We start from the raw sequence: 20,805 nt of genomic DNA, 5'->3' as shown, positions 1-20,805 counted from the left end.
CGGACTACGGATGCGAAGCCCCTTCGGTTCACTTCGATCTCCGCGGATCGCGTTTAGCCCGCTAAACGCAGGTCGGCGGGAGGCCGGCGCCCGGATCGCGTTTAGCGGGCTAAACGCGATTTGGGCGGCGCCGGGTGATGGTCCCGACCAGGCCGGCCCCGACCAGTAGGAAACCGCTCGCGAACAGGGCGCCCATCACCAGCCAGGTCACCAGGCCGACGCCGAGTTCGCGGCCGCCGACGTCGTACATGGTGCTCATGACGCTCTGCCCGCCCAGCAGGGTGGTCAGTCCCGGCACCACTCCCCAGATCAGACCGCCGAGCACCGGCCCGAGTCCGGACAGCGCGCCGAGGAGCGCGACGCCGAGCAGGAAAAGGCCGCCGACGATCAGCAGGATCAGGCCCAGCGGGTCTTCGCCGACGGTGTAGGCCTGCGCGTACGTCCGCTGCAGCCGCGAGCCGCCGTAGATCACCAGGCCGAGCGCGACCGGCGTGAGCAGAACCCCGCCGAGCGCGCTGATCACGCGAGGCACGGCGCGGCTGCTTTGCCTAGGCTGGAGGTAAGGCTCCGGCGCCGAAGGCTGCTCGTGCGGCGGCACGGCGTAGGGGTTGGTGGACATGGGGACCGTCCTTCCGGTGACCGGCTGAGGAGTGCGGTTCGATGATGGCGCGGTCACCGGGGGTCCCGTGACGGCCGGATGGCCGTCGTCCGACCGGGTGACGTCGGCCACATCGGCCTCGTGGAGACTTGATACCCACCACTACTGGAACCATCCAGCGCCGTTAAGCAGTACGCTTGTACCGCTACCGGAGACTTAAGAAGAACGCGAAGATCCGCGGAAGGAGCACCGCTGCTCATGGCCAAGATCAAGGTCCAGGGCACCGTCGTCGAGCTCGACGGCGATGAGATGACCCGCATCATTTGGCAGTTCATCAAGGACAAGCTGGTCCACCCCTACCTGGACCTCAACCTCGAGTACTACGACCTGGGCATCGAGGAGCGGGACCGCACCGACGACCAGATCACCATCGACTCCGCCAACGCCATCAAGAAGCACGGCGTCGGCGTCAAGTGCGCCACGATCACGCCGGACGAGGCGCGCGTCGAAGAATTCGGCCTGAAGAAGATGTGGCTCTCGCCGAACGGCACGATCCGCAACATCCTCGGCGGCGTGATCTTCCGCGAGCCGATCGTCATCCAGAACATCCCGCGCCTGGTGCCGGGCTGGACCAAGCCGATCATCATCGGCCGTCACGCGCACGGCGACCAGTACAAGGCGACCAACTTCAAGGTCCCCGGTCCCGGCACGCTGACCATCAGCTACACCCCGGACGACGGCTCCGAGCCGATGCAGTTCGACGTCGCGAAGTTCCCCGAGGGCGGCGGCGTCGCCATGGGCATGTACAACTACCGCAAGTCCATCGAGGACTTCGCGCGCGCCTCGCTGCAGTACGGCCTCGACCGTGAGTACCCGGTCTACATGTCGACCAAGAACACCATCCTGAAGGCCTACGACGGCATGTTCAAGGACGTGTTCGAGGAGATCTACCAGGCCGAGTTCAAGGCCGACTTCGACGCCAAGGGCATCTCCTACGAGCACCGCCTGATCGACGACATGGTCGCCGCGGCCATGAAGTGGGAAGGCGGCTACGTCTGGGCCTGCAAGAACTACGACGGTGACGTGCAGTCCGACACGGTCGCGCAGGGCTTCGGCTCGCTGGGCCTGATGACCTCGGTGCTGCGCACCCCGGACGGCAGGACCGTCGAGGCCGAGGCCGCGCACGGCACGGTCACCCGGCACTACCGCCAGCACCAGCAGGGCAAGCCGACCTCGACCAACCCGATCGCGTCGATCTTCGCGTGGACCCGGGGCCTCGAGCACCGCGGCAAGCTGGACTCGAACCCGGAGCTGATCGGGTTCGCGAACAAGTTGGAGCAGGTCGTCATCGAGACCGTCGAGAACGGCAAGATGACCAAGGACCTCGCGCTGCTGATCAGCAAGGAGCAGGCGTTCCAGACCACCGAGGAGTTCCTCGCGACGCTGGACGAGAACCTGGCCAAGAAGATCGCCCAGGGCTGAGTCTCGCTGTAAGTACGTGAAGGCCCCCTTCCTCGCGGAAGGGGGCCTTTCGCGTTGTGACCCTGGGTAGTACGGACGCCGTCCGGTTGGCGCCTCCGGGTGGTTGGCAATCCGGGATCTGGGCGACCGCCCCGGCTTCTGCCACTCTGGACCGGACAGAAAACGATTCCCTTGTTCGAGGAGTGACCATCATGGCCATCTCGAAACCGGTCTTGTTCCTCGGCGCCGGCGCGGCGCTGATCGTCGTCGTCGCCATCTCAGGGCAGGACAAGGCGTCGAGCGCGAGCCCGACCGGGTGCCAGGTCGTGGTGACGGCCGACGTGCTCAACGCGCGCGACATCCCCGGTGGACAGAAGATCGTCGGCAAGTACGTCAAGGACGCGAAGATCGACGCGCAGCCGGTGGTCGAGAACGGCTTCCGCAAGATCGCCGAGGGCAAGTGGGTCTCCGCGCAGTTCGCGCCCCCGGTCGAAGGCTCCAAATGCGGCCCGTGACCTGCGGCTTCGCGTTTAGCCCGCGAAAGGCGACCTGCCCCTGACCTGGGGGATCGCGTTTAGCCCGCGAAACGCAGGTGGGGCGTCTTCGACCTGGGGATCGCGATTAGGGGGCTAAACGCAGGTCGGTGCCTCTGGCCCGGGGGATCGCGTTTAGCCCGCTAAAGGCGAGTCGGTGCCCCTGACCTGGGGGATCGCGTTTAGCCCGCTAAACGCAGGTGGGCGCCTTCCTCGGCCGCCAGCACCTCGCCCCTGAACTCCCTTCGCGCTTCGGCGAGCGAGACCTCGCGGTCGGAGCCGGGCCAGAAGTGGGTCAGCAGCAGCCGCCGCGCACCCCCGCGTTCGGCCCAGTACCCGGCCTCGCCCGCCGTCGACACCAGCCGCGGCGTCTCGTCGGGAGACGGCCCCTGCAACGTGGCGTCCGCGATGAGCAGGTCGGCGTCGCGCGCCAGCTCCGCCAGGATCGGGCTGGGCCCGCTGTCACCGGTGTACGCGACGGTGAGCCCGGGCGCCGTCAGCCGCACCCCGTGGTTCGGCACGTGGTGCGGCAGCAGGAACGTGGTCATCCGGAACGGCCCGACCTCACGCGGCGGGCCGAGGTCGGACACGTCGAAGATCGTCGTCGGATGCGGCCGGGGTTCCATCGCTTCGAGCCGCCGCACCGTGCCCGGCGTGCAGTGCAGCGGGATCCTCGGCTCGTCCGGCAGCCCGTAGGCGCGGGCACGGCCGAGCGCGCTCACGTCGGCGCAGTGATCGGGATGTTCATGCGTCACCACCACCGCGTCGACCCGGCCGCCAGGGGCGTGTTCGAACAGCCGTGACGCGGCCCCGTAGCCGAGGTCGAGCACGACCTTGAAACCCTCGTGGACCAGGAGGAACCCGGCGCAGGCCCGCCCCGGTTCCGGCCAGGCGCCGCAGCTGCCCAGCACGGTCAGCTCGCTCATGCGCGCAGTCTCGCAGAACGAACTCCCTGACGGTTCTGTCGGACCCTCCGGGTAGCGTGCGGAGGGTGCTGACCGTCTCCACTGTGAATGTCAACGGCCTCCGCGCCGCCGCGAAAAAGGGCTTCGTCGAGTGGCTGGGCTCCACGAAGGCCGATGTCGTCGCCTGCCAGGAGGTCCGGGCCGAGCTCAAGGAGCTGCCGGCCGGTGCCGCCGCGCCCGAAGGCTGGCACGTGGTGCACGCGCCGTCGGAGCAGAAGGGGCGCAACGGCGTCATGCTCTTCAGCCGGACTGAGCCGGACGAGGTCCGCATCGGTTTCGGCGAGCCCGAATTCGAGGACAGCGGCCGCTACGCCGAGATCCACCTGCCGAACGTCGTGGTCGCGAGCCTGTACCTGCCCAGCGGCGACGTCGGGACCCCGCGCCAGGACGAGAAGGAACGCTTCATGGCGGCGTTCCTGCCGTATCTCGTCGACCTGCGCGCCAAGGCCGAGGCCGGCGGACGTGAGGTCGTCGTCGTGGGCGATTGGAACATCGCCTACGAGAAGACAGACCTGAAGAACTGGCGCGGGAACCAGAAGAGCTCGGGCTTCCTGCCGGAGGAGCGGGAGTGGCTCGGCCGCGTGTTCACCGAGGCCGGTTACGTCGACGTGCAGCGCAAGCTCGACCCGGAAGGCCCCGGCCCGTACACCTGGTGGTCGTACCGCGGGAAGGCGTTCGACAACGACTCGGGCTGGCGCATCGACTGCCAGATCGCCACCCCCGGTCTGGCCGAGCGGTGCACCTCCGTCGTGGTCGAGCGCGCCGAGTCCTACGACCAGCGCTGGTCGGACCATGCCCCCGTGACGGCGACCTACTCCGGCTGACCCGAGGCTGCGATGGAGACGAACGAAGCCAGGCGTATCGAAGCGACGAACGCCGAGCGCTACGCGATGTCCGCCCAGTACGGGTGGGAGTTCAGCCCGGACGCGCCGAACCTCCTGGAGCGCTGGACGGTGCTGCCGTTCAACCAGCGCGGCGACAAGCGAATGGCGTTCGGCGCACTGAGCGGCACGTACAACGGGCTCCAGTTCAGCGTCTTCGACTACCACCGCCGCCCGACGGTCACCAGCGTGCACACGCGCTGGACCAACAAGAAGGTCAACGAACTCGACACGATCTCGATCGACACGGTCTGGGTGCTCACCCTGCCCGCGCCGATGCCGAACTTCCAGATCGTGTCGAGCATCGAGGCCGCCTGGGACGTCGATCAGTATCCCGAGCCCGCCACGGCGGACCGGAAGTTCAACCGCTGGTACAAGCTGATCGACACCGACCCGAACGTCGCGGTCGCGGTGCTGACGCCGCAGGTCGCCGCCACGATGCGGTCTTCGAAGCTGCACACCTGGTCGCTGGTGGGCGCTGAGCTGGTCTACGTCGAGAATCCGACGTTCGGCCGGACCAAGCCGGACGACGTGCTTTTGACGCTGGGGCACCTCGGGAACCTGGTGTCGCTTCTGCCGTTCCACCTCGGTGGCGGGCAGCCCGCCGCGCCACCGCCGCAGCAGCCCCAGCAACCGCAACAGCCGTATCCGCCGCAGAATCCCGGGTATCCGCAGCAGTACCCGCCCCCGCCGCAGTACGGCCAGCCGCCGTACCCGCCGCAACATCCGGGATATCCGCCGCCCCGGTACCCACCGCCGCACTATCCGCAACCCCAGTACCCACAACCGCAGTACCCGCCGCCCCAGTACCCGCAGCCCGGGTATCCGCCGCAGGGCTACCCGCCGCCAGGGCCGTACGGTCCGCCGCCGGGATACCCGCCGCGCGGTTACTGACGGGACTTCGCGCTTTCCGTCCACACCGGACTTTCGGTGAAGTGATTGTCGAACTTTTCCTGGCTGTCCAAGAGATCCTGGACGGTCGCTTTGCCATGGCCGACCTTTTCCAGCAGGCGGAAGTAGTCGAACCGTTCCACGCCGGGGATGAACACGATCAGCACGTCCGCCGATGAGTCCACGGCCGCACGGAAAGCGTGCGTGGTCAGTGGCGGGACGACGAGCATGTCACCCTCGGAAACGGTGACGATCTCTTCTCCCACAAGGACTTCCAGTTTTCCGCCGAGCATGAAGAACATCTCGGAGGAGCCGGTGTGATAGTGCGGCGCCGCTCCATCGGCGCCGATGCCCAGTTGTGTTCTCGCGCTGCTCATGACCCCGCCTGTGGTCGAGACGTCGGCGAGCAGCGTGACGAGGGTGGGGGCCGCGCCGACTGTCTCGGCTTCGGCCGCACGGACGAGGACGGGTTCGCGGGTGTCGATGTGCTGTGTCATACCTGAATAGTTCCACTGCTGATAGTTCGCTGTCAAACTATCTCCCGTCGAATAGACTGCCGGACGTGAGTGAAGAGCGGAACGTCGACGCGATCGACGAGGTGGTCGGCGCGTGGCGGCGGGAACGGCCGGAACTGGACTTGGCCGCGATCGGGGTCGCCGGACGGCTCGGACGCGTGACGATGCTGACCACGCCGATGGTCGAGGCCGTATTCGCGAGACATGGCTTGAAACAGGGTGAGTTCGACGTGCTCGCGGCGCTCAGGCGGTCCGGGAAGCCGTACACGCTGATCCCGTCCGAGCTGTCCGCGACGCTGATGATGTCCAGGGCCGGGATGACCAGCCGGATCGACAGGCTGGAGTCGGCGGGACTGGTCGAGCGGGCGCTCGATCCGGAGGACCGGCGCAGCTTCCGGGTCACGCTGACCGAGCGCGGGTTCGAAGTCGTCGACGCCGCGATGACCGAGCACACGGCGAACGTCGCGAAGCTCCTCTCGCCGCTGGGCGAGGATCTCGATGTCCTGGATGGGGCACTGCGCCGCCTTCTCGGCTCTCTCGAATGACGAAGGGGCCCTTCGCCGCATCAGATGCGGCGAAGGGCCCCTTTGGTTCTCTGGATGGATCAGCAGGACAGGTTGCCGCCGGGGTCGACGCCGAGGATCCCGGTGAACTGCTGGTACTTGCTCACGCGGCTCTGCACCTGGCCGGGGTTGCCGCCGTTGCACTCGATGCTGCCGTTGATGCTGCGGATGGTCTCACCGAAGCCGCGGCTGTTGACCATCGCGTTGTGCGGGGTCATCGTGCCCGGGCCGTTCTGGGTCATCCAGTACCAGATGCCGGTCTTCCAGGCGACCGCCGCGTCGTTCTGCACCAGCCACGGGTTGGTCAGCAGCGGCAGGCCCAGCGCGTCGCCGGCGGCCTTGTAGTTGAAGTTCCAGCTCAGCTGGATCGGGCCGCGGCCGTAGTACGCGGCGTTGCCCGCCGGGCAGCCGTAGGACTGGCTCGTGTCGCAGTAGTGCGGGTAGTTGGCTTCATTCTGCTCGACGATGTAGACCAGACCGCCGGTCTCGTGGCTGACGTTCGCCAGGAAAGCGGCCGCTTCCTGCTTCTTCACGGTGTCGCTGCCCGTGCCCGCGAAGGCCGGGTACGCGCTGAGGGCGGTGACCAGGCCGCTGTAGGTGTAGAAGGCGTTCCGGCCCGGGAACATCTGGTTGAACTGTGTTTCGCTGACCACGAAGCCGGACGGGTTCGGCGGGTTGGTCGTGCCGCCGCCGCAGGCGCCCTGATCGGCCCAAACCTGCGCCGTACCTGGGGTTTCGTTCTGCGTCCACCACTTCGCGGACCAGTTGTGTCCGTTGTGCGAGGCGGTGTTGCCGCCCCAGTAGACCGAGCTCGCGTTCCACGGTGCGACGCAGTCCGCGGCGGAGGCGGACTGGGCCGGGACGACCACGGCGACCGTGGTGGCGGCGAAGGTGGCGGCGACCGCCGCGAGAATACGTCGAAGAGACATCGGTGGCTCCTTCGTACGAGGGGACCATGCAGGGAGATATTGGTCTATACCTTTTAAGGGGTATGGCCAACAGGTATAGACCATTGCGCACAAGAAACCAACCGGGGAAAGTCGGATCGTGCCTGTTCGGCCCTGTGGTGACATCCGAACGGCCTAACCCTGTCCGGTTCTGTCAAAAACCGTTTCCACGCACGACAACTCTGAGACGAGGGGTGCTCGAAAGATCCCCCCTGTGAGGGGCTAGTCTCGTGCCCCGAGTTGATCAGAACCCACAGGTCTTGACACGCTCGGTAGTTTTTTGACCAGCAGCCTGGAAATGCTCACTCTTTCGGGTTAGCGTTCCGGTTCGGCAAAGTCACGTCACGGGAGGCACTCCGGTGCGGAACCCAGTTCATCTCCTGATGCGCTCGGCCCTGCCTGCGGCCAGGGTCACGGCGGTCATCGCGATCCCGGTCGCGCTGCTCGTCGCGGGCGCTGTCCCGGCGTCGGCCGCGGAGTCGACGTCGCGTTCGGAGATGGCGTTCGGTCTTCTGGGCCCGGTCGGCCTGATCGCCGTCGCGCTCGGCATCGTCGGCATGGCCTTCGGTGTGTTCCGTCAGCGCCGGAAGGCCCGCGCGGCCGCTGCCGCCCCCGCTCCCGCCGCCCCGGTCCAGCCTGCCACCCCGCACGTCGCCGCGATGGCCGAGGCAGTCCTCACGGACGAAGCCCTCGCCCGCCAGCGACACCCCTGACCTGCCGATCTCCCGCCCCAGATCGCGTTTAGCCCGCTAAAGGCGACGCGGTCACAGATCGCGATTAGCCCGCTAAACGCAGGTGGGCGCTGGGGCGGGGCGGATCGCGTTTAGCCCGCTAAAGGCGACGTGCCGGATTTCTTGGGTAGGGACACCTAGTCCGGCCCGGATTGTTTTGGGTAGCGGCGATCGCCACGCTCGGGTACATGACGGTGACGCGGCGTCGCAGCCGGCCCGGGGATCCCTTCCCCCGTGCCCTGGACCGTGCGATCGCGAACAGCGGTCTCGGACTCGACCGGATCCGCCACCGGCTCGCCCAGCAGGGCGTCCGGGTCAGCGTCGCGACCTTGAGCTACTGGCGAACCGGAAGAAGCCGCCCCGAGCGGTGCGACTCCCTGAAGGCGGTCGCGCTGCTGGAGCGGCTCTTCGAACTTCCGCACGGTTCCTTGCTGAACCGGCTGGGACCGCGTCGCCCCAGGGGACGGTGGGGCGACGCGGGAACCGGATCAGACTCCGGAGTTGGTGCGGATCCAGCTGCGGAAGTAGGGGACGTCCACGTAGATCGACGGCCCGGTCGCACAGGTGCTGCTGTTGTTCCCGGCGCGGCTGGTGGCGCCGACCAGCTGCCAGACACCGTTGACCTGCTTCACCTGCGGGCCGCCCGAGTCGCCGTAGCAGGCGCCCTTGTTCCCGCCGGGGTTGTTGGTGCAGATCTCGCTCGCGCCGCTGATCCCGAGGCACTTGTTGTCGGCGACGATCGAGGTGTCCAGCTGCTGCAGGGTGACCGGGGCACCGCAGCCGCCCTGCGGGGCGCAGGTCTGGCCCCAGCCGATGATCCGCGTCGCGGTGCCGACGGCCCCGGACGCGTCGGCGATCGTGACCGGCGCCTGCGAAACCGACGACGAGAGCCGCAGCAGCGCCAGGTCGGCGCTCGGGTGGGCGATCCGCTGGGCCACGCGGGCCACGGTGCCGCCGCTGGTGCGGTTCGTGGTGCCGACGCGCACCTGAGCCGGCGTGCCACAGTGCTTCGCGGTGACCACCCAGGTCGCGCTGATCAGTGAGCCACCACACTGGTGCCCACCGGAGCTCGACTGCTGGGACACCATGAACGAGTAGACCTGGGTCGCGTTGCCGCCGCCGACGATGTTCGGCTGGACGCCGCCGGTGGGCTCGGCCGCCGTCGCGACTCCGGGGAGCGTGAACACGGCCGCAGCCGCGATGGCCAAGCCCATCAGCAGGGATCGTGCCTTCATCTGGGTTCTCCTTCGGTGTGGCCGGAAGATCCGGTGCCATGAACGCTAGGAATCGGACATCGCGCCCAGAACCGTCGGAAGTATGGGGCGTTTAACCGTTTAGACCGTTCGGCGGGGGCGACCTCGGATGACCCGCCGCGGCGTGGCCTGACAGAATCCGGGCGTGTCCGACGAACTGAAGCGCCCGCGGGTGCTCTCCGGGATCCAGCCGACCGCCGACTCGTTCCACTTGGGCAACTACCTGGGCGCGCTGCGGCAATGGGTGCGGCTGCAGGACACCCACGAGACCTTCTACATGGTCGTCGACCTGCACGCGATCACCGTCGAGCAGGACCCGAAGGTGCTGCGTGACCGCACGCGCCGCTCGGCCGCGCAGTTGCTCGCCCTCGGCGTCGACCCGGCCCGCAGCGCGCTGTTCGTCCAGAGCCAGGTGCCCGAGCACGCCCAGCTGAGCTGGGTGCTGGAATGCCAGACCGGGTTCGGCGAGGCGAGCCGGATGACGCAGTTCAAGGACAAGGCCGCGAAGCAGGGCACGGATCGCGCCAGCGTCGGCCTGTTCACCTACCCGGTCCTGCAGGCCGCGGACATCCTGCTGTACCAGGCGAACGAGGTCCCCGTCGGCGAGGACCAGCGGCAGCACCTGGAGCTGACGCGCAACCTCGCGCAGCGGTTCAACAACCGCTACGGCAAGACGTTCACCGTGCCGGAGCCGCATATCGTCAAGGACACGGCGAAGATCTACGACCTGCAGGACCCGACCGCGAAGATGAGCAAGTCCTCGTCGACCGGCAACGGCCTCATCGAGTTGCTCGAAGACCCGAAGAAGTCGGCGAAGAAGGTCCGCTCGGCGGTCACCGACACCGGCCGCGAGATCGTCTTCGACACCGAGAACAAGCCGGGTGTCTCGAACCTGCTGACGATCCTCTCCGCGCTGACCGACCAGCCTGTCGCCGGACTCGTCACCGCCTACGAGGGCAAGGGCTACGGCGACCTGAAAAAGGGTGTCGCCGAGGCGTTCGTCGAGTGGGCCACGCCGGTGCAGGAGCGTGTCCAGTCCTACATGGACGACGTCGCCGAGCTCGACAAGGCGCTGGCCCTCGGTGCGCAACGGGCGCGGGAAGTCGCTTCGGTGACGTTGCGGAACGTCTACGACAACATCGGGTTCCTTCCCCCGGCAGGCTGATTCGCGCTGCGATGTCGCCGACGTGTGGTTAGCGTTTGACGGTGGCGAAAGATGACGGCGCGAAGCCGGAAGAGGACAAGCTGTTACCGCGCCTGAGGCGGAAGTACGGCTGGCTAGATCACCTCATCCGGGCGAACGACGCCTTCACCGAGCGCTACGGCAACCACTACGCCGCCGCCATCACCTACTTCAGTGTGCTTTCGGTGATCCCGATCCTGATGGTCGCGTTCGCGGTCATCGGGATGGTGGTCGCCGGCGATCAGACGGTGCTCAACCAGATCACCGACGGCATCAACAAGTCGGTGCCCGACGGCCTGCGCGACCTGGTCGGCGGCATCGTCGGCGCGGCACTGAAGTCCGGCGGCGGCATCGGGATCTTCGGCCTGGCGCTCGCGCTGTACTCCGGCATCGGCTGGATGACGAACCTGCGTGACGCGCTGACCGCCCAATGGGGTCAGGAGAAGCAGCAGCTGCCGCTGGTTTCGACGACGATCAAGGACTTGCTGTCCCTCGTCGGGCTCGGCGTCGCGCTGGTGGTCTCGTTCGGTCTCACCGCCGCGGGCAGTGGGATCGGGCGGTTCCTGCTCGAACTCGTCGGCCTGGAAAACCAGGGTTGGGCGGTGTTCCTGCTGAAGGTCGCGACGATCCTGCTCGGCCTGCTCGCGAACACACTGGTGTTCCTCTGGGTCATCGCGAGGCTTCCTCGCGAGCACGTCGCGCTCCGCAGTGCGGTCAAGGGCGCGATCTTCGCCGCCGTCGGGTTCATCGTGCTCCAGCAGGGCGCGACCCTCTACCTCGGCAGCGTCACGAAATCACCGGCGTTCACGCTGTTCGGCCCGGTGATCGGCCTGCTCGTGTTCGCGAATCTCGTTTCGCGGTTCCTGCTGTTCGTCACCGCGTGGACGGCGACGGCGAAGGAGAACTTGCAGACGGTCATCGAGCCGCCGGCCCCGGTGCTGATCCACCCGAGGGTGACCGTTCAGCAGGGGCCGGGGCTCGGTGCCGTCGGCGGGGCTTTCGCGACCGGAGCGCTTCTGGGCTGGTTCGGCCGCCGGAAGTCCTGACTCCCTACTCGCCCGCCATGGCCTTCTTGCGCTGGTGACCGACGACGAACGACGCCACGATGATCAGGAAGACCACCAGCGTGATGATCCAGCCGGTCACCCCGAACGGGTCTTCGGCCGCGGCGGCGGCACCGCTGTTCGACGTGCCGTCGGCGTTCGGCGCGGCCGCCGCCTGGCCCGCGTCCACGGCTTCCGTCGCCTTGTATTCGATGCGCCCGACCGATTCGGCCTTGGCCTCACGCAGCGCGATGCCGTAATCGAGGAGTTTCGCCGCCTGTTCGGTGACCCGTGTCGGACGCTGCTCGGCGCGGAGCATCACGACAGCGACCCGGTGGCCGTTCTGGAGCGCGCCGCCGACGTAGGTGTGCCGCGCGTCGTCGGTGAAGCCGGTCTTGCCGCCGATGAACCCGGGGTAGGACCCGAGGAGCTTGTTGTCGTTGTAGATCGTGATGACCGGCTTTCCCGCGATGGGCGGGATTTCGAAGCTCTTGGTCTTGACCACCTGCGCGAATTCCGGCTTCCTCATCGCGTAGTGGAAGATCAGGCTCATGTCGTAGGCCGAGGTCGACATGCCGGGGCCGTCGAGCCCGGACGGCGTCGCGGCCCGGGTGTCCGTGGCGCCGATGCGGGTGGCCAGCGCGTTCATCTTCGCGACGGTGGCGTCGACGCCGCCGAGCACGGTGGAGAGCGCGTGCGCCGCGTCGTTGCCGGAGTGCATCAGCAGTCCGTGCAGCAGCTGGTCCACTGTGTACTGACCGCCGGCCGCGATGCCGACGCAGGTGCACTCCTGCTCGGCGTCCTCCTTGGTCGGGATGATGACCTGTTCCGGCTTGAGTTCGGTGACCACCACCAGTCCGAGCAGGACCTTGATCAGCGACGCCGGCCGCTGACGGGCGTGCGGATCCTTCGCCGCGATGACGTCGCCGGTTTCGAGGTCCTGCAGCACCCAGGACGCGGCGGTGCTTCCTTCCGGCGGGTTCAGCGCGCGCTTCGGGAGCACGAGCCCGCATTCGGCCATCCGGTCGCCGCCCACCGGGGCCGGCGGGACCGGCAACGGCTCCGGCACGGCCTCGCCGGGGCGCGGTTTCTCGGAGGTGTCGATCGGTGCGGGCGGTGTCGTCTTGTTCGCGCACGGCTGTGCCTGGACAGGTGGCTTCGGGGCGGCTGTGGCCACCGGCGTCACCGCGAGGGCGAGCACACCGGAAACGAGGACCATGAGCGACCGGGAGATAGCGCTGTGCACCCGAGCAATGTAGCGTCGCCGGGCTCGCTGCATACTCAGGGGCATGCGCATTTCGCGAGGTACTTCGATGTTCCTGCTGGGTTTCGGCGTGTGGTCGTGGATCATCTGGATCACGTTCGCCAAGAACCTCTGGGACAGCGACCGCGCCTGGGCCGCCGACGGCTCGCCCACCGCCTACTTCATCGTGCACGCCGTGCTGACGGTGGTCTCGTTCGTGCTCGGCACCGTCATCGGCCTCATCGGTCTGCGCACGCTTCGTGGCGCCAAGTCACGGGACGCGGAAAAGGCTGACGCCTGATCCGGTTTGTCGTCCTTTTGACGGTGGTGGCCAGGCGCCGGCTCCCTTACGTTCACTCCACCGAATCATGGAGGTTGAATGTCCCGGATCAGACGCCTGCTCGTCCCCGCGCTCGTCGCGGCGGCGGCGGGAAGTGTGTTCGCGGCCCCGTCGGCGAGCGCCGCGCCCGCGCCCCAGTGCGACACCGCGAGCGCGCCGTTCAACTACGTGGTGCTTTACAACCCGCGTACCCCGGAGCGCAAGGTCGACACCGAGCTGCGCGCCAAGTGCGGCGAGAAGGTCGCGTACTACCCCGAGATCGGGGTCGCGGTGGCGACCTCGCGCAACGCCGACTTCCAGGCGAAGATCGGCGTCTTCCGCGCCTACTCGGGCGGCCGTGACGTGGCGTTCCCGCCCGCGGCCTCGACCCGTTCGACCCGCTCCGCCGTGGTCGACACCAAGGAAAGCGAAGAGACCACCAGCGTCGCGGCCGAAGAGGACCTGTCGGCCCAGCAGTGGGACATGCGGGCGATCCAGGCTCCCGAGGCGAACAAGGTCTCCGGTGGCAGCCGCTCGGTGACCGTCGGCGTGCTGGACTCGGGCATCGAGCCCACCCACCCCGCGCTCAAGAACGCCCTGGACCCGAAGACGTCGGCCGGATGCAACACCGGCGCGCCGGACACCACGCCCGCCGCCTGGGCGCCGACGAACTCCGACCACGGCACGCACGTCGCCGGCACCATCGCCGGCAAGGACACCGAGCGCGGCTTCACGGGCATCGCGCCCGGCGTCAAGCTGGCGTCGGTGAAGGTCGTGAACGACGACGGCCTGATCCTCCCCGAAGCCGCCGTCTGCGGGTTCATGTGGGCGGCGAAGCACCGCTTCCCGGTCACGAACAACAGCTACTACATCGACCCGGGCATGTTCTACTGCACGAAGGAGCCGGGCGACGCGGCCGCGTTCGAGGCCGTCCGCCGCGCGGTGACCTACTCGACCGGGCGTGGCGTGCTGAACGTCGCCGCCGCCGGCAACAGCGGCTTCAACCCGGACGAGCAGACCACCGACCCGAACCGGCCGCACCCGGTCGACAAGAGCTGCGGCATCCTGCCCAAGGCCATCGACGGCGTCGTCAACGTCTCGGCCATCGGCTACGCGGGCTCGAAGTCTTCGTACAGCAACTACGGTGACGACGTTTCGGTCACCGCCCCCGGTGGTGACCGTGCCCAGCTGCCGCCCACCGGCCAGGGTGCGGGCTGCCCGCTGTCGACGATCTTCAACGGCGCGTACGGCACCAAGTGCGGCACCTCGATGGCGTCGCCGCACGCCGCCGGTGTCGCCGCGCTGCTGGCGTCGCGTTTCCGTCACGCGCCGCCCGTGGCGCTGAGGTGGCTGCTCGAGCACCAGGCCGACACTGTCCCTTGCGGCACCGCCGCGCCGGTCTGTGAAGGCCCGGCGAAGGACAACTCGTACTACGGCCACGGCCGCGTCAACGCTCTGGACGCGGTGAAGTAAGCCTTTTCGACTGCCGGGGCCGGTCCACTTCCGTGGGCCGGCCCCGGTTTGCTTTTCGGGCACTTTCGCCGGATTCGCGACCGGTGCCGGACTCGCTACGTTGTGAACACCTTCGACAGTGGGGAGTTCACGATGTCGGTGTTCGGTCGGTTGGTTCCCGTGATGGTGGGCTTGGCGGTGCTTCCGCTGGTCAGCGCACCCGCCGCGGTGGCGGCGCCGGTCCAGGCCTGCAGTGAGGAGCCGCGGGAGCTCCCCATCGACGAGTTCACCGACTATCGCGAGATGGTGCGCGAGCTCGGCAGGCTCGAACGGGTGAGCAAAGGCCGGGTGGCGGTCAAGGAGGTCGGGCGGTCGAATCACGGCAGGGTGATCCATCAGGCGAGTGTCGGGACGGGGCCGAAGGTCTTCGTGGTCTCCAGCGAGATCCACGGGAACGAGAAGACCGGCACCGACGCGCTTCTGCGCATCCTCGACTACCTCGGCACGTCGGAGTCGCGGGACGCCGAGCGGCTGCGGAAGACCATCACGTTCGTCGCGGTGCCGAAACTGAACCCGGACGGCGCCGAACTCGACCGGCGCGGCAACGACCTGTCGTGGGCCGAGGTCCAGCGAAGGTTCCCGCAGCTCAAGGAGCGGCCGCCCGCCTGGAACTACCTCAGCGACGTCATCCAGGGCGACGACTACCGGAAGCGTCCCGGTTTCGACGTCAACCGCGACTTCAACCCTGAGCTGAATTATCTCCCGCGCGCGGAGGACTTCCCCGGTGCGCCGGACCAGCCGGGCTGGTTCATCACGCCCGAGGCGCGGGCGCTGCGTTCGGTGTACGTCTCGCTGACCGCACAGCGCGGGAAGGTGCCTGACGTGTACGTCGATCTGCACCATCAAGGTGCGTGCGTCCGGCAGGAAGGCAGCGACCGGCTCCTCGACGTCGGCATCGACTATCCGCCGCTGCCCGACAAGTTCTTCGAGCCCGGCCAGAAATATGCGAAGTACCGTGATGTGTACACAAAGGACGAATCGCGGCAGCTGGCGATCAGCGGGTTCAACGGGATGACGTCGCGCGGGTTCGTCGGGGCGCGCTATCCGCATGGCCCGGATCGCGATCTGCCGGGGCAGGCGCGGTGTTCGTTCGCGCTGAACGGGACGGGGACGGTGCTGTTCGAGGTGCGCGGGCAGACGCAGACGCTCGGGCAACAGCACCGGGAGCACTTCACGCGCGCGGTGATGGCGGGGCTGTACAACATGCTGCGGGACGTGAGCACGGGCGCTGTCGGCGATATCGACCCGGAGGGTTTCGACCTGCTGCCCGGCACCGCCGAGTCGGCCGCGTCGGCGCGGGTGCTGGAGTAGCGGTTGGGTCGGGTTGAAGTACATGAAGGCCCCCTTCCTTGCGCCTAGCGCAAGGAAGGGGGCCTTCATGTACTTCAGGCGGCGGTCGCGAGGTGAAAGTCGGGTCGGGGCCTGGCAGCGGCCACTCGGTGTGCGGAGGTGAGGTCGGTGATGACGCCGTCCGGGTCGTCTCGCAGCTGGGAAGGCAGGGTCTGCACGACGACGAGACCTGCCGCGGCGTACCGCGTGTTGCGGGCAACGGTTCGTGCGTAGTCCGACTTCCGGAAATGAAATTCGAAAGAGTCGACTTCCCAGACGAGACCCACGTCCTCCCATAACGCGTCGGGACGTCCGATGTAGCGCCCTTCCCGGTCGTAGATCGCGGCGTTCCAATGGCTCGGTGGCGAGGGCATGCGTTGGCTGAGCATTTTGGCGCGTGACTCCGCCATCGAGCGCAGGTCCACCCAGCCCGTCAGCAGACGTCGCGGCACCGCGGTTCCTCGTTGTGTGCCATGGTCGAGTTCGTGAAGCAGGGCCTTCGGATGGCAGCCGCCGTTCTGGACCGCTTCGATCAAGATCGCCTCGGCCTGCTCGGCGTTCCCGAGCCGGCGGACCGTGTCCGTCGTGGCTCGGATCAACGGTGCCAAGGGAACTCCGTCCCGGACGATCGACGACGGCAAGCGGACCGTCCGTTCCATCGTCACGAAGCCGGTACTACGGACCTTCCGTTCATGCGGGATGAGCAGGTGTAGTCCCGTTTCCGGCGGCATCGCGGCCGAGCGCAGGCCGTGCCGCACGCAAGCTTCGGTGCCGGTGACCACCGCTTCCGCTCCGCCGTGCAGGAGCCCGGCGGTCACGAGTTGTTCGGTCGTTGGTTCGTTGCTGTGCAACAGGACTATGCCTGGCAGCAGGCGTTGCCAAGGGCCGCCGGGCAGGCAACGGGTGTAGATCGTCCGGCTGCTCATTTCGAGGTTTTCCAGATCGGAAGCTCGGACGACGCCGTTGCGACTCCGCTCCTGCAGCAGTTCGGGATGCTGAGCCCATCTCCCCCTCTTGGTCATGGTGATCAGCGTGGGGTACGGACCGGCTGCCCCACCAGAGCCGTTTTGTCGACCTGTGGATAACTGCCCCATTGTGGATAACTCGGCCAGAAGTACATGAAGGCCCCCTTCCTTGCACTAGGCGCAAGGAAGGGGGCCTTCATGTACTTAAACGTTAGACGCGCTTGAAGAGGAGGGCGCGCTTGACCTCTTGGATCGCTTTGGTGACCTGGATGCCGCGCGGGCAAGCGTCGGTGCAGTTGAACGTCGTCCGGCACCGCCAGACACCCTCGGAGTCGTTCAGGATGTCCAGACGCTCTTCGGCGCCTTCGTCACGCGAGTCGAAGATGAACCGGTGCGCGTTGACGATCGCCGCCGGGCCGAAGTACGAGCCGTCGTTCCAGTACACCGGGCACGAGGACGTGCAGCAGGCGCACAGGATGCACTTGGTCGTGTCGTCGAACCGGTCGCGGTCGGCCTGCGACTGGATCCGCTCGCGCGTGGGCTCGTTCCCGTAGGCGATCAGGTACGGCTTCACCGCACGGTACGCCTCGAAGAACGGGTCCATGTCGACGTAAAGGTCCTTGAGCGTCGTCAGGCCCTTGATCGGCGCGATCGTGATGGTCGTCTTCTTGCCGTCCTGCGACAGCAGGTCCTTCATCAGGACCTTGCACGCCAGCCGGTTGATGCCGTTGATCTGCATCGCGTCGGAACCACAGACACCGTGCGCGCACGAGCGACGGAACGAGAACGTCCCGTCGAGGTAGTCCTTCACGTAGAAAAGCAGGTTCAGCAGCCGGTCGGTGCGCTGCGCCGGGACGTCGTAGGACTCCCAGTGCGGCTCGGTGTCGATCTCGGGGTTGAACCGCAGGATCTTCAGTGTGACGGTGATCGGCGTGTGGTCGGAGGACACGGCCTCCGACTTCTCGGGGGTGGCCGTGGTCATCAGTACTTCCGCTCCATCGGTTCGTAGCGGGTGAAGGTCACCGGCTTGTAGTCCAGTCGGATATCGGAGGCCAGCTCGGAACCCTGCTTGTAGGCCATGGTGTGCCGCATGAAGTTCGTGTCGTCGCGGTTCGGGTAGTCCTCGCGCGCGTGTCCGCCGCGGGATTCCTTGCGCGCCAGGGCGCCGACGACGAGGACCTCGGCGAGTTCGAGCAGGAAGCCCAGCTCGATGGCTTCGAGGACGTCGGTGTTGTACCGCTTCCCCTTGTCCGACACGGTGATCCGCTCGTAGCGGTCCTTCAGCGACTGCACGTCGGTCAGCGCCTGCTTCAGCGTGTCCTCGGTGCGGTACACCGAAGCGTGCGAGTCCATCGTCTTCTGCAGTTCGGTGCGGATGTCGGCGACGCGCTCGTCCCCGTGCTCCGAAAGCAGGCCCGAAAGCTGCTCTTCGACGATGGTGGTCGGGTTCTCCGGCAGCTCGACGAAGTCGTGTGCCAGCGCGTACTCGGCGGCGGCGATGCCGGCGCGACGGCCGAAGACGTTGATGTCCAGCAGCGAGTTGGTGCCGAGCCGGTTCGAGCCGTGCACGGACACGCACGCCACCTCACCCGCGGCGTACAGGCCGGGGATGACGTTCTCGTTGTCCCGCAACGCTTCGCCGTGGATGTTCGTCGGGATTCCGCCCATCACGTAGTGACAGGTCGGGAACACCGGCACCGGCTCGGTGACCGGGTCGACGCCGAGGTACGTCCGCGAGAATTCCATGATGTCCGGGAGTTTCGCGTTCAGCGTCTCTTCCGGGATGTGCGTGACGTCGAGGACGACGTAGTCCTTGTTCGGCCCGCAACCGCGGCCCTGCAGCACTTCCTGAACCATCGACCTGGCGACGATGTCGCGCGGCGCGAGGTCCTTGATGGTGGGGGCGTAGCGCTCCATGAACCGCTCGCCGTCGGCGTTGCGGAGGATGCCGCCTTCACCGCGCACGGCCTCGGAGATGAGGATGCCGAGCCCGGCCAGACCTGTCGGGTGGAACTGGAAGAACTCCATGTCCTCCAGCGGCAGGCCCTTGCGGAAGATGATGCCGAGGCCGTCACCGGTGAGGGTGTGCGCGTTCGACGTCGTCTTGAAGATCTTGCCCGCGCCGCCGGTGGCGAACACGATCGACTTCGCCTGGAAGACGTGCAGCTCGCCGGTGGCCAGCTCGTAGGCGACGACGCCGGAGGCGACCGGGTCGCCGTTCTCGTCCGGGGTGAGCACCAGGTCGAGCACGTAGAACTCGTTGTAGAACTCGGTGCCGTGCTTGACGCAGTTTTGGTACAGCGTCTGCAGGATCATGTGCCCGGTGCGGTCCGCGGCGTAGCAGGCGCGGCGCACCGCGGCCTTGCCGTGGTCACGGGTGTGCCCGCCGAAGCGGCGCTGGTCGATCTTGCCTTCGGGCGTCCGGTTGAACGGCAGGCCCATCTTCTCGAGGTCGAGGACCGCGTCGATGGCTTCCTTCGCCATGATCTCGGCGGCGTCCTGGTCGACCAGGTAGTCGCCACCCTTGATCGTGTCGAAGGTGTGCCACTCCCAGTTGTCCTCTTCGACGTTCGCGAGCGCGGCGCACATGCCGCCCTGGGCGGCACCGGTGTGCGAACGTGTCGGGTAGAGCTTGGTGAGGACCGCGGTGCGCGTGCGCTGGCCGGATTCGATGGCCGCGCGCATGCCGGCGCCACCGGCGCCGACGATCACCACGTCGTACTTGTGGAACTGCATGAGGACTCCGCTTAACGTGTGGTGGGCGTCAGTTGGCCGAGATACCGGGATCGAAGGTGAAGATCACCATCGTGCCGACGGCGAGGATGAGCACCATCGAGACGTAGAGCACGATCTTCAGCCAGAACCTGGTGCTGTCCTTGCGGGCGTAGTCGTCGATGATCGTGCGCAGCCCGTTGCCACCGTGGATCTCGGCGAGCCACAGCATCGACAGGTCCCAGAACTGCCAGAACGGCGAAGCCCAGCGGCCGGCGACGAAGCCCCAGTTGATGCGGTGCACGCCGCCGTCGAGGATGTTCATGATGAACAGGTGGCCGAGCACCAGCACGATCAGGGCGAGGCCCGAGATACGCATGAACAGCCAGCTGTAGAGCTCGAAGTTGCTGCGGCGGGCGGCGGCGCGCTTCGGGGCGCGCGGGCGCTCGAGAGCGAGTTCAGCCATGGTCAGTTACCCCCGAACATAACCTCGACGGTGCGCTTCATCATGAAGAAGGCACCGGGAATCATCACCACGACCCAGATGGCCAGGATGGTCCAGAGCATCGGCTTCTGGAACTTCGGTCCCTTCTCCCAGAAGTCGACCAGCATGACCCGGATGCCGTTGAGCGCGTGGAACAGCACCGCGCCGACGAGGCCGACCTCGAGGAGGTTGACCAGCGGGGTCTTGTAGGTCTCGATGACCTCGTTGTACGTGTCGGGCGACACGCGCACGAGCGCGGTGTCGAGCACGTGCACGAAGAGGAAGAAGAATGTCAGCACGCCGGTGATGCGGTGCAGCACCCAGGACCACATGCCGGGGTCGCCCCGGTAGAAGGTCCCTTGCCGGCGTGAGGCACCCGACCGATCGCTCGCGGCCGCCTCAGAGGCGGTGCTAGCCGTGGTGGACATCGGTGAACGGCCTCCAACGTCATGGCTTGGGCCCGCTGACCGCTGGTTTCCGCGCCTGCGCCGGGTCGCCCACCTGGGGACGGCTCCGGCGACGGTGCCGAGATCATGGTCATCGAGCGTGGATGAAAAGGATGCTAGACCCGCTCCTCACGGTGGGCTCACTTCCGGGTTCGTCTGTGTGATGGACCAGACATCACGCCCTGTCGCGGGTGATACCGGCGAATCCGCCCTGGCTCCTCGTGGCCGCCC

At 67.3% G+C, this 20,805-nt stretch carries 22 protein-coding genes; 11 read left to right on the top strand and 11 right to left on the bottom strand.

The window, feature by feature from the left end; genetic code table 11:
* Window positions 1–109 precede the first annotated feature (109 nt).
* Entirely contained in the window at window positions 110–619 is a 510-nt protein-coding gene (locus tag ACZ6YV_RS10315; protein ID WP_465509339.1) for a hypothetical protein, read from the bottom strand.
* 237 nt (window positions 620–856) lie between these two features.
* Between ACZ6YV_RS10315 and ACZ6YV_RS10310 the strand changes: the two genes are divergently transcribed.
* Both ACZ6YV_RS10310 and ACZ6YV_RS10305 read left to right on the top strand, forming a co-directional pair.
* The gene (locus tag ACZ6YV_RS10310; RefSeq protein ID WP_465509338.1) at window positions 857–2,080 is read left to right on the top strand and encodes an NADP-dependent isocitrate dehydrogenase; all 1,224 of its coding nucleotides are present in this window, start codon (window positions 857–859) and stop codon (window positions 2,078–2,080) included.
* Window positions 2,081–2,271: 191 nt separating this feature from the next.
* Complete coding sequence (locus ACZ6YV_RS10305; RefSeq protein ID WP_465509337.1) at window positions 2,272–2,574, top strand: SH3 domain-containing protein; 303 nt, start codon at window positions 2,272–2,274, stop codon at window positions 2,572–2,574.
* 200 nt (window positions 2,575–2,774) lie between these two features.
* Here the strand turns inward: ACZ6YV_RS10305 and ACZ6YV_RS10300 are convergent, their stop codons facing one another.
* Window positions 2,775–3,518 (bottom strand): MBL fold metallo-hydrolase, encoded by a 744-nt coding sequence (locus ACZ6YV_RS10300; protein WP_465509336.1) that lies wholly within the window; start codon window positions 3,516–3,518, stop codon window positions 2,775–2,777.
* Window positions 3,519–3,574: 56 nt separating this feature from the next.
* Between ACZ6YV_RS10300 and ACZ6YV_RS10295 the strand changes: the two genes are divergently transcribed.
* Window positions 3,575–4,381, top strand: coding sequence for an exodeoxyribonuclease III (locus ACZ6YV_RS10295; RefSeq protein ID WP_465509335.1), 807 nt, complete (start codon window positions 3,575–3,577; stop codon window positions 4,379–4,381).
* Window positions 4,382–4,393: 12 nt separating this feature from the next.
* On the top strand, window positions 4,394–5,332 hold the full coding sequence (locus tag ACZ6YV_RS10290) for a hypothetical protein (protein ID WP_465509334.1): 939 nt from the start codon (window positions 4,394–4,396) through the stop codon (window positions 5,330–5,332).
* Here the strand turns inward: ACZ6YV_RS10290 and ACZ6YV_RS10285 are convergent.
* Window positions 5,326–5,826, bottom strand: coding sequence for a cupin domain-containing protein (locus ACZ6YV_RS10285; RefSeq protein ID WP_465509333.1), 501 nt, complete (start codon window positions 5,824–5,826; stop codon window positions 5,326–5,328). The genes ACZ6YV_RS10290 and ACZ6YV_RS10285 overlap by 7 nt on opposite strands.
* Before the next feature lie 65 nt (window positions 5,827–5,891).
* On the opposite strand from ACZ6YV_RS10285, the gene ACZ6YV_RS10280 reads away from it, so the two are divergent.
* Complete coding sequence (locus tag ACZ6YV_RS10280; RefSeq protein WP_465509332.1) at window positions 5,892–6,389, top strand: MarR family winged helix-turn-helix transcriptional regulator; 498 nt, start codon at window positions 5,892–5,894, stop codon at window positions 6,387–6,389.
* Window positions 6,390–6,448: 59 nt separating this feature from the next.
* Here the strand turns inward: ACZ6YV_RS10280 and ACZ6YV_RS10275 are convergent, their stop codons facing one another.
* Entirely contained in the window at window positions 6,449–7,336 is an 888-nt protein-coding gene (locus tag ACZ6YV_RS10275; protein WP_465509331.1) for a glycoside hydrolase family 19 protein, read from the bottom strand.
* A gap of 401 nt (window positions 7,337–7,737) precedes the next feature.
* Here ACZ6YV_RS10275 and ACZ6YV_RS10270 point away from each other — a divergent pair, with 401 nt between their 5' ends.
* Window positions 7,738–8,067: a hypothetical protein gene (locus ACZ6YV_RS10270; protein WP_465509738.1), complete on the top strand. Its 330-nt coding sequence runs from the start codon at window positions 7,738–7,740 to the stop codon at window positions 8,065–8,067.
* A 506-nt stretch (window positions 8,068–8,573) separates the two neighbouring features.
* On the opposite strand, the gene ACZ6YV_RS10265 is transcribed toward ACZ6YV_RS10270, so the two are convergent.
* Entirely contained in the window at window positions 8,574–9,320 is a 747-nt protein-coding gene (locus ACZ6YV_RS10265; RefSeq protein ID WP_465509330.1) for a S1 family peptidase, read from the bottom strand.
* Window positions 9,321–9,483: 163 nt separating this feature from the next.
* Here ACZ6YV_RS10265 and trpS point away from each other — a divergent pair, with 163 nt between their 5' ends.
* Window positions 9,484–10,503, top strand: a complete 1,020-nt coding sequence (gene trpS, locus ACZ6YV_RS10260; RefSeq protein ID WP_465509329.1) for a tryptophan--tRNA ligase — start codon at window positions 9,484–9,486, stop codon at window positions 10,501–10,503.
* A 35-nt stretch (window positions 10,504–10,538) separates the two neighbouring features.
* Entirely contained in the window at window positions 10,539–11,567 is a 1,029-nt protein-coding gene (locus ACZ6YV_RS10255; RefSeq protein WP_465509328.1) for a YhjD/YihY/BrkB family envelope integrity protein, read from the top strand.
* 4 nt (window positions 11,568–11,571) lie between these two features.
* Here the strand turns inward: ACZ6YV_RS10255 and ACZ6YV_RS10250 are convergent, their stop codons facing one another.
* Window positions 11,572–12,810 (bottom strand): D-alanyl-D-alanine carboxypeptidase family protein, encoded by a 1,239-nt coding sequence (locus ACZ6YV_RS10250; protein ID WP_465509327.1) that lies wholly within the window; start codon window positions 12,808–12,810, stop codon window positions 11,572–11,574.
* Between the two features lie 43 nt (window positions 12,811–12,853).
* On the opposite strand from ACZ6YV_RS10250, the gene ACZ6YV_RS10245 reads away from it, so the two are divergent.
* The 3 genes from ACZ6YV_RS10245 (at window position 12,854) to ACZ6YV_RS10235 (ending at window position 15,949) form a co-directional block, all read left to right on the top strand.
* A complete protein-coding gene (locus tag ACZ6YV_RS10245; RefSeq protein WP_276366612.1) occupies window positions 12,854–13,108 on the top strand; it encodes an SCO4848 family membrane protein in 255 nt (84 codons plus the stop codon).
* A 78-nt stretch (window positions 13,109–13,186) separates the two neighbouring features.
* Window positions 13,187–14,599: a S8 family peptidase gene (locus tag ACZ6YV_RS10240; protein ID WP_465509326.1), complete on the top strand. Its 1,413-nt coding sequence runs from the start codon at window positions 13,187–13,189 to the stop codon at window positions 14,597–14,599.
* A 132-nt stretch (window positions 14,600–14,731) separates the two neighbouring features.
* A complete protein-coding gene (locus ACZ6YV_RS10235) occupies window positions 14,732–15,949 on the top strand; it encodes a M14 family zinc carboxypeptidase (RefSeq protein ID WP_465509325.1) in 1,218 nt (405 codons plus the stop codon).
* Between the two features lie 74 nt (window positions 15,950–16,023).
* Here the strand turns inward: ACZ6YV_RS10235 and ACZ6YV_RS10230 are convergent, their stop codons facing one another.
* From ACZ6YV_RS10230 to sdhC, 5 genes are all read right to left on the bottom strand, one after another.
* The gene (locus tag ACZ6YV_RS10230; RefSeq protein ID WP_465509324.1) at window positions 16,024–16,989 is read right to left on the bottom strand and encodes a hypothetical protein; all 966 of its coding nucleotides are present in this window, start codon (window positions 16,987–16,989) and stop codon (window positions 16,024–16,026) included.
* Window positions 16,990–17,143: 154 nt separating this feature from the next.
* A complete protein-coding gene (locus tag ACZ6YV_RS10225; RefSeq protein WP_465509323.1) occupies window positions 17,144–17,914 on the bottom strand; it encodes a succinate dehydrogenase iron-sulfur subunit in 771 nt (256 codons plus the stop codon).
* On the bottom strand, window positions 17,914–19,668 hold the full coding sequence (gene sdhA / locus ACZ6YV_RS10220; RefSeq protein WP_465509322.1) for a succinate dehydrogenase flavoprotein subunit: 1,755 nt from the start codon (window positions 19,666–19,668) through the stop codon (window positions 17,914–17,916). Before sdhA ends, ACZ6YV_RS10225 begins: the two co-directional genes overlap by 1 nt.
* A gap of 28 nt (window positions 19,669–19,696) precedes the next feature.
* Window positions 19,697–20,110: a succinate dehydrogenase hydrophobic membrane anchor subunit gene (locus ACZ6YV_RS10215; RefSeq protein WP_005165555.1), complete on the bottom strand. Its 414-nt coding sequence runs from the start codon at window positions 20,108–20,110 to the stop codon at window positions 19,697–19,699.
* 2 nt (window positions 20,111–20,112) lie between these two features.
* Window positions 20,113–20,556 carry a succinate dehydrogenase, cytochrome b556 subunit gene (sdhC, locus tag ACZ6YV_RS10210; protein ID WP_465509321.1) on the bottom strand — a complete coding sequence of 148 codons (444 nt, stop codon included), beginning with the start codon at window positions 20,554–20,556 and terminating at the stop codon, window positions 20,113–20,115.
* Window positions 20,557–20,805 lie beyond the last annotated feature (249 nt).

It is taken from the genome of Amycolatopsis sp. NPDC102522, assembly GCF_055584485.1.
Note: the sequence above shows the minus strand (reverse complement) of the source record. Positions and strands in the feature narration are given on the sequence as shown.

What these genes read in the sequence shown, in the direction of transcription:
- sdhA (WP_465509322.1), bottom strand. Translation starts at nt 19,668, where the DNA reads ATGCAGTTCCACAAGTACGACGTGGTGATCGTCGGCGCCGGTGGCGCC.
- ACZ6YV_RS10225 (WP_465509323.1), bottom strand. Translation starts at nt 17,914, where the DNA reads ATGACCACGGCCACCCCCGAGAAGTCGGAGGCCGTGTCCTCCGACCAC.
- ACZ6YV_RS10300 (WP_465509336.1), bottom strand. Translation starts at nt 3,518, where the DNA reads ATGAGCGAGCTGACCGTGCTGGGCAGCTGCGGCGCCTGGCCGGAACCG.
- ACZ6YV_RS10285 (WP_465509333.1), bottom strand. Translation starts at nt 5,826, where the DNA reads ATGACACAGCACATCGACACCCGCGAACCCGTCCTCGTCCGTGCGGCC.
- ACZ6YV_RS10275 (WP_465509331.1), bottom strand. Translation starts at nt 7,336, where the DNA reads ATGTCTCTTCGACGTATTCTCGCGGCGGTCGCCGCCACCTTCGCCGCC.
- ACZ6YV_RS10315 (WP_465509339.1), bottom strand. Translation starts at nt 619, where the DNA reads ATGTCCACCAACCCCTACGCCGTGCCGCCGCACGAGCAGCCTTCGGCG.
- ACZ6YV_RS10235 (WP_465509325.1), top strand. Translation starts at nt 14,732, where the DNA reads ATGTCGGTGTTCGGTCGGTTGGTTCCCGTGATGGTGGGCTTGGCGGTG.
- ACZ6YV_RS10215 (WP_005165555.1), bottom strand. Translation starts at nt 20,110, where the DNA reads ATGGCTGAACTCGCTCTCGAGCGCCCGCGCGCCCCGAAGCGCGCCGCC.
- ACZ6YV_RS10290 (WP_465509334.1), top strand. Translation starts at nt 4,394, where the DNA reads ATGGAGACGAACGAAGCCAGGCGTATCGAAGCGACGAACGCCGAGCGC.
- ACZ6YV_RS10245 (WP_276366612.1), top strand. Translation starts at nt 12,854, where the DNA reads ATGCGCATTTCGCGAGGTACTTCGATGTTCCTGCTGGGTTTCGGCGTG.
- ACZ6YV_RS10270 (WP_465509738.1), top strand. Translation starts at nt 7,738, where the DNA reads ATGCGCTCGGCCCTGCCTGCGGCCAGGGTCACGGCGGTCATCGCGATC.
- ACZ6YV_RS10265 (WP_465509330.1), bottom strand. Translation starts at nt 9,320, where the DNA reads ATGAAGGCACGATCCCTGCTGATGGGCTTGGCCATCGCGGCTGCGGCC.
- ACZ6YV_RS10310 (WP_465509338.1), top strand. Translation starts at nt 857, where the DNA reads ATGGCCAAGATCAAGGTCCAGGGCACCGTCGTCGAGCTCGACGGCGAT.
- ACZ6YV_RS10305 (WP_465509337.1), top strand. Translation starts at nt 2,272, where the DNA reads ATGGCCATCTCGAAACCGGTCTTGTTCCTCGGCGCCGGCGCGGCGCTG.
- ACZ6YV_RS10230 (WP_465509324.1), bottom strand. Translation starts at nt 16,989, where the DNA reads ATGACCAAGAGGGGGAGATGGGCTCAGCATCCCGAACTGCTGCAGGAG.
- sdhC (WP_465509321.1), bottom strand. Translation starts at nt 20,556, where the DNA reads ATGTCCACCACGGCTAGCACCGCCTCTGAGGCGGCCGCGAGCGATCGG.
- ACZ6YV_RS10240 (WP_465509326.1), top strand. Translation starts at nt 13,187, where the DNA reads ATGTCCCGGATCAGACGCCTGCTCGTCCCCGCGCTCGTCGCGGCGGCG.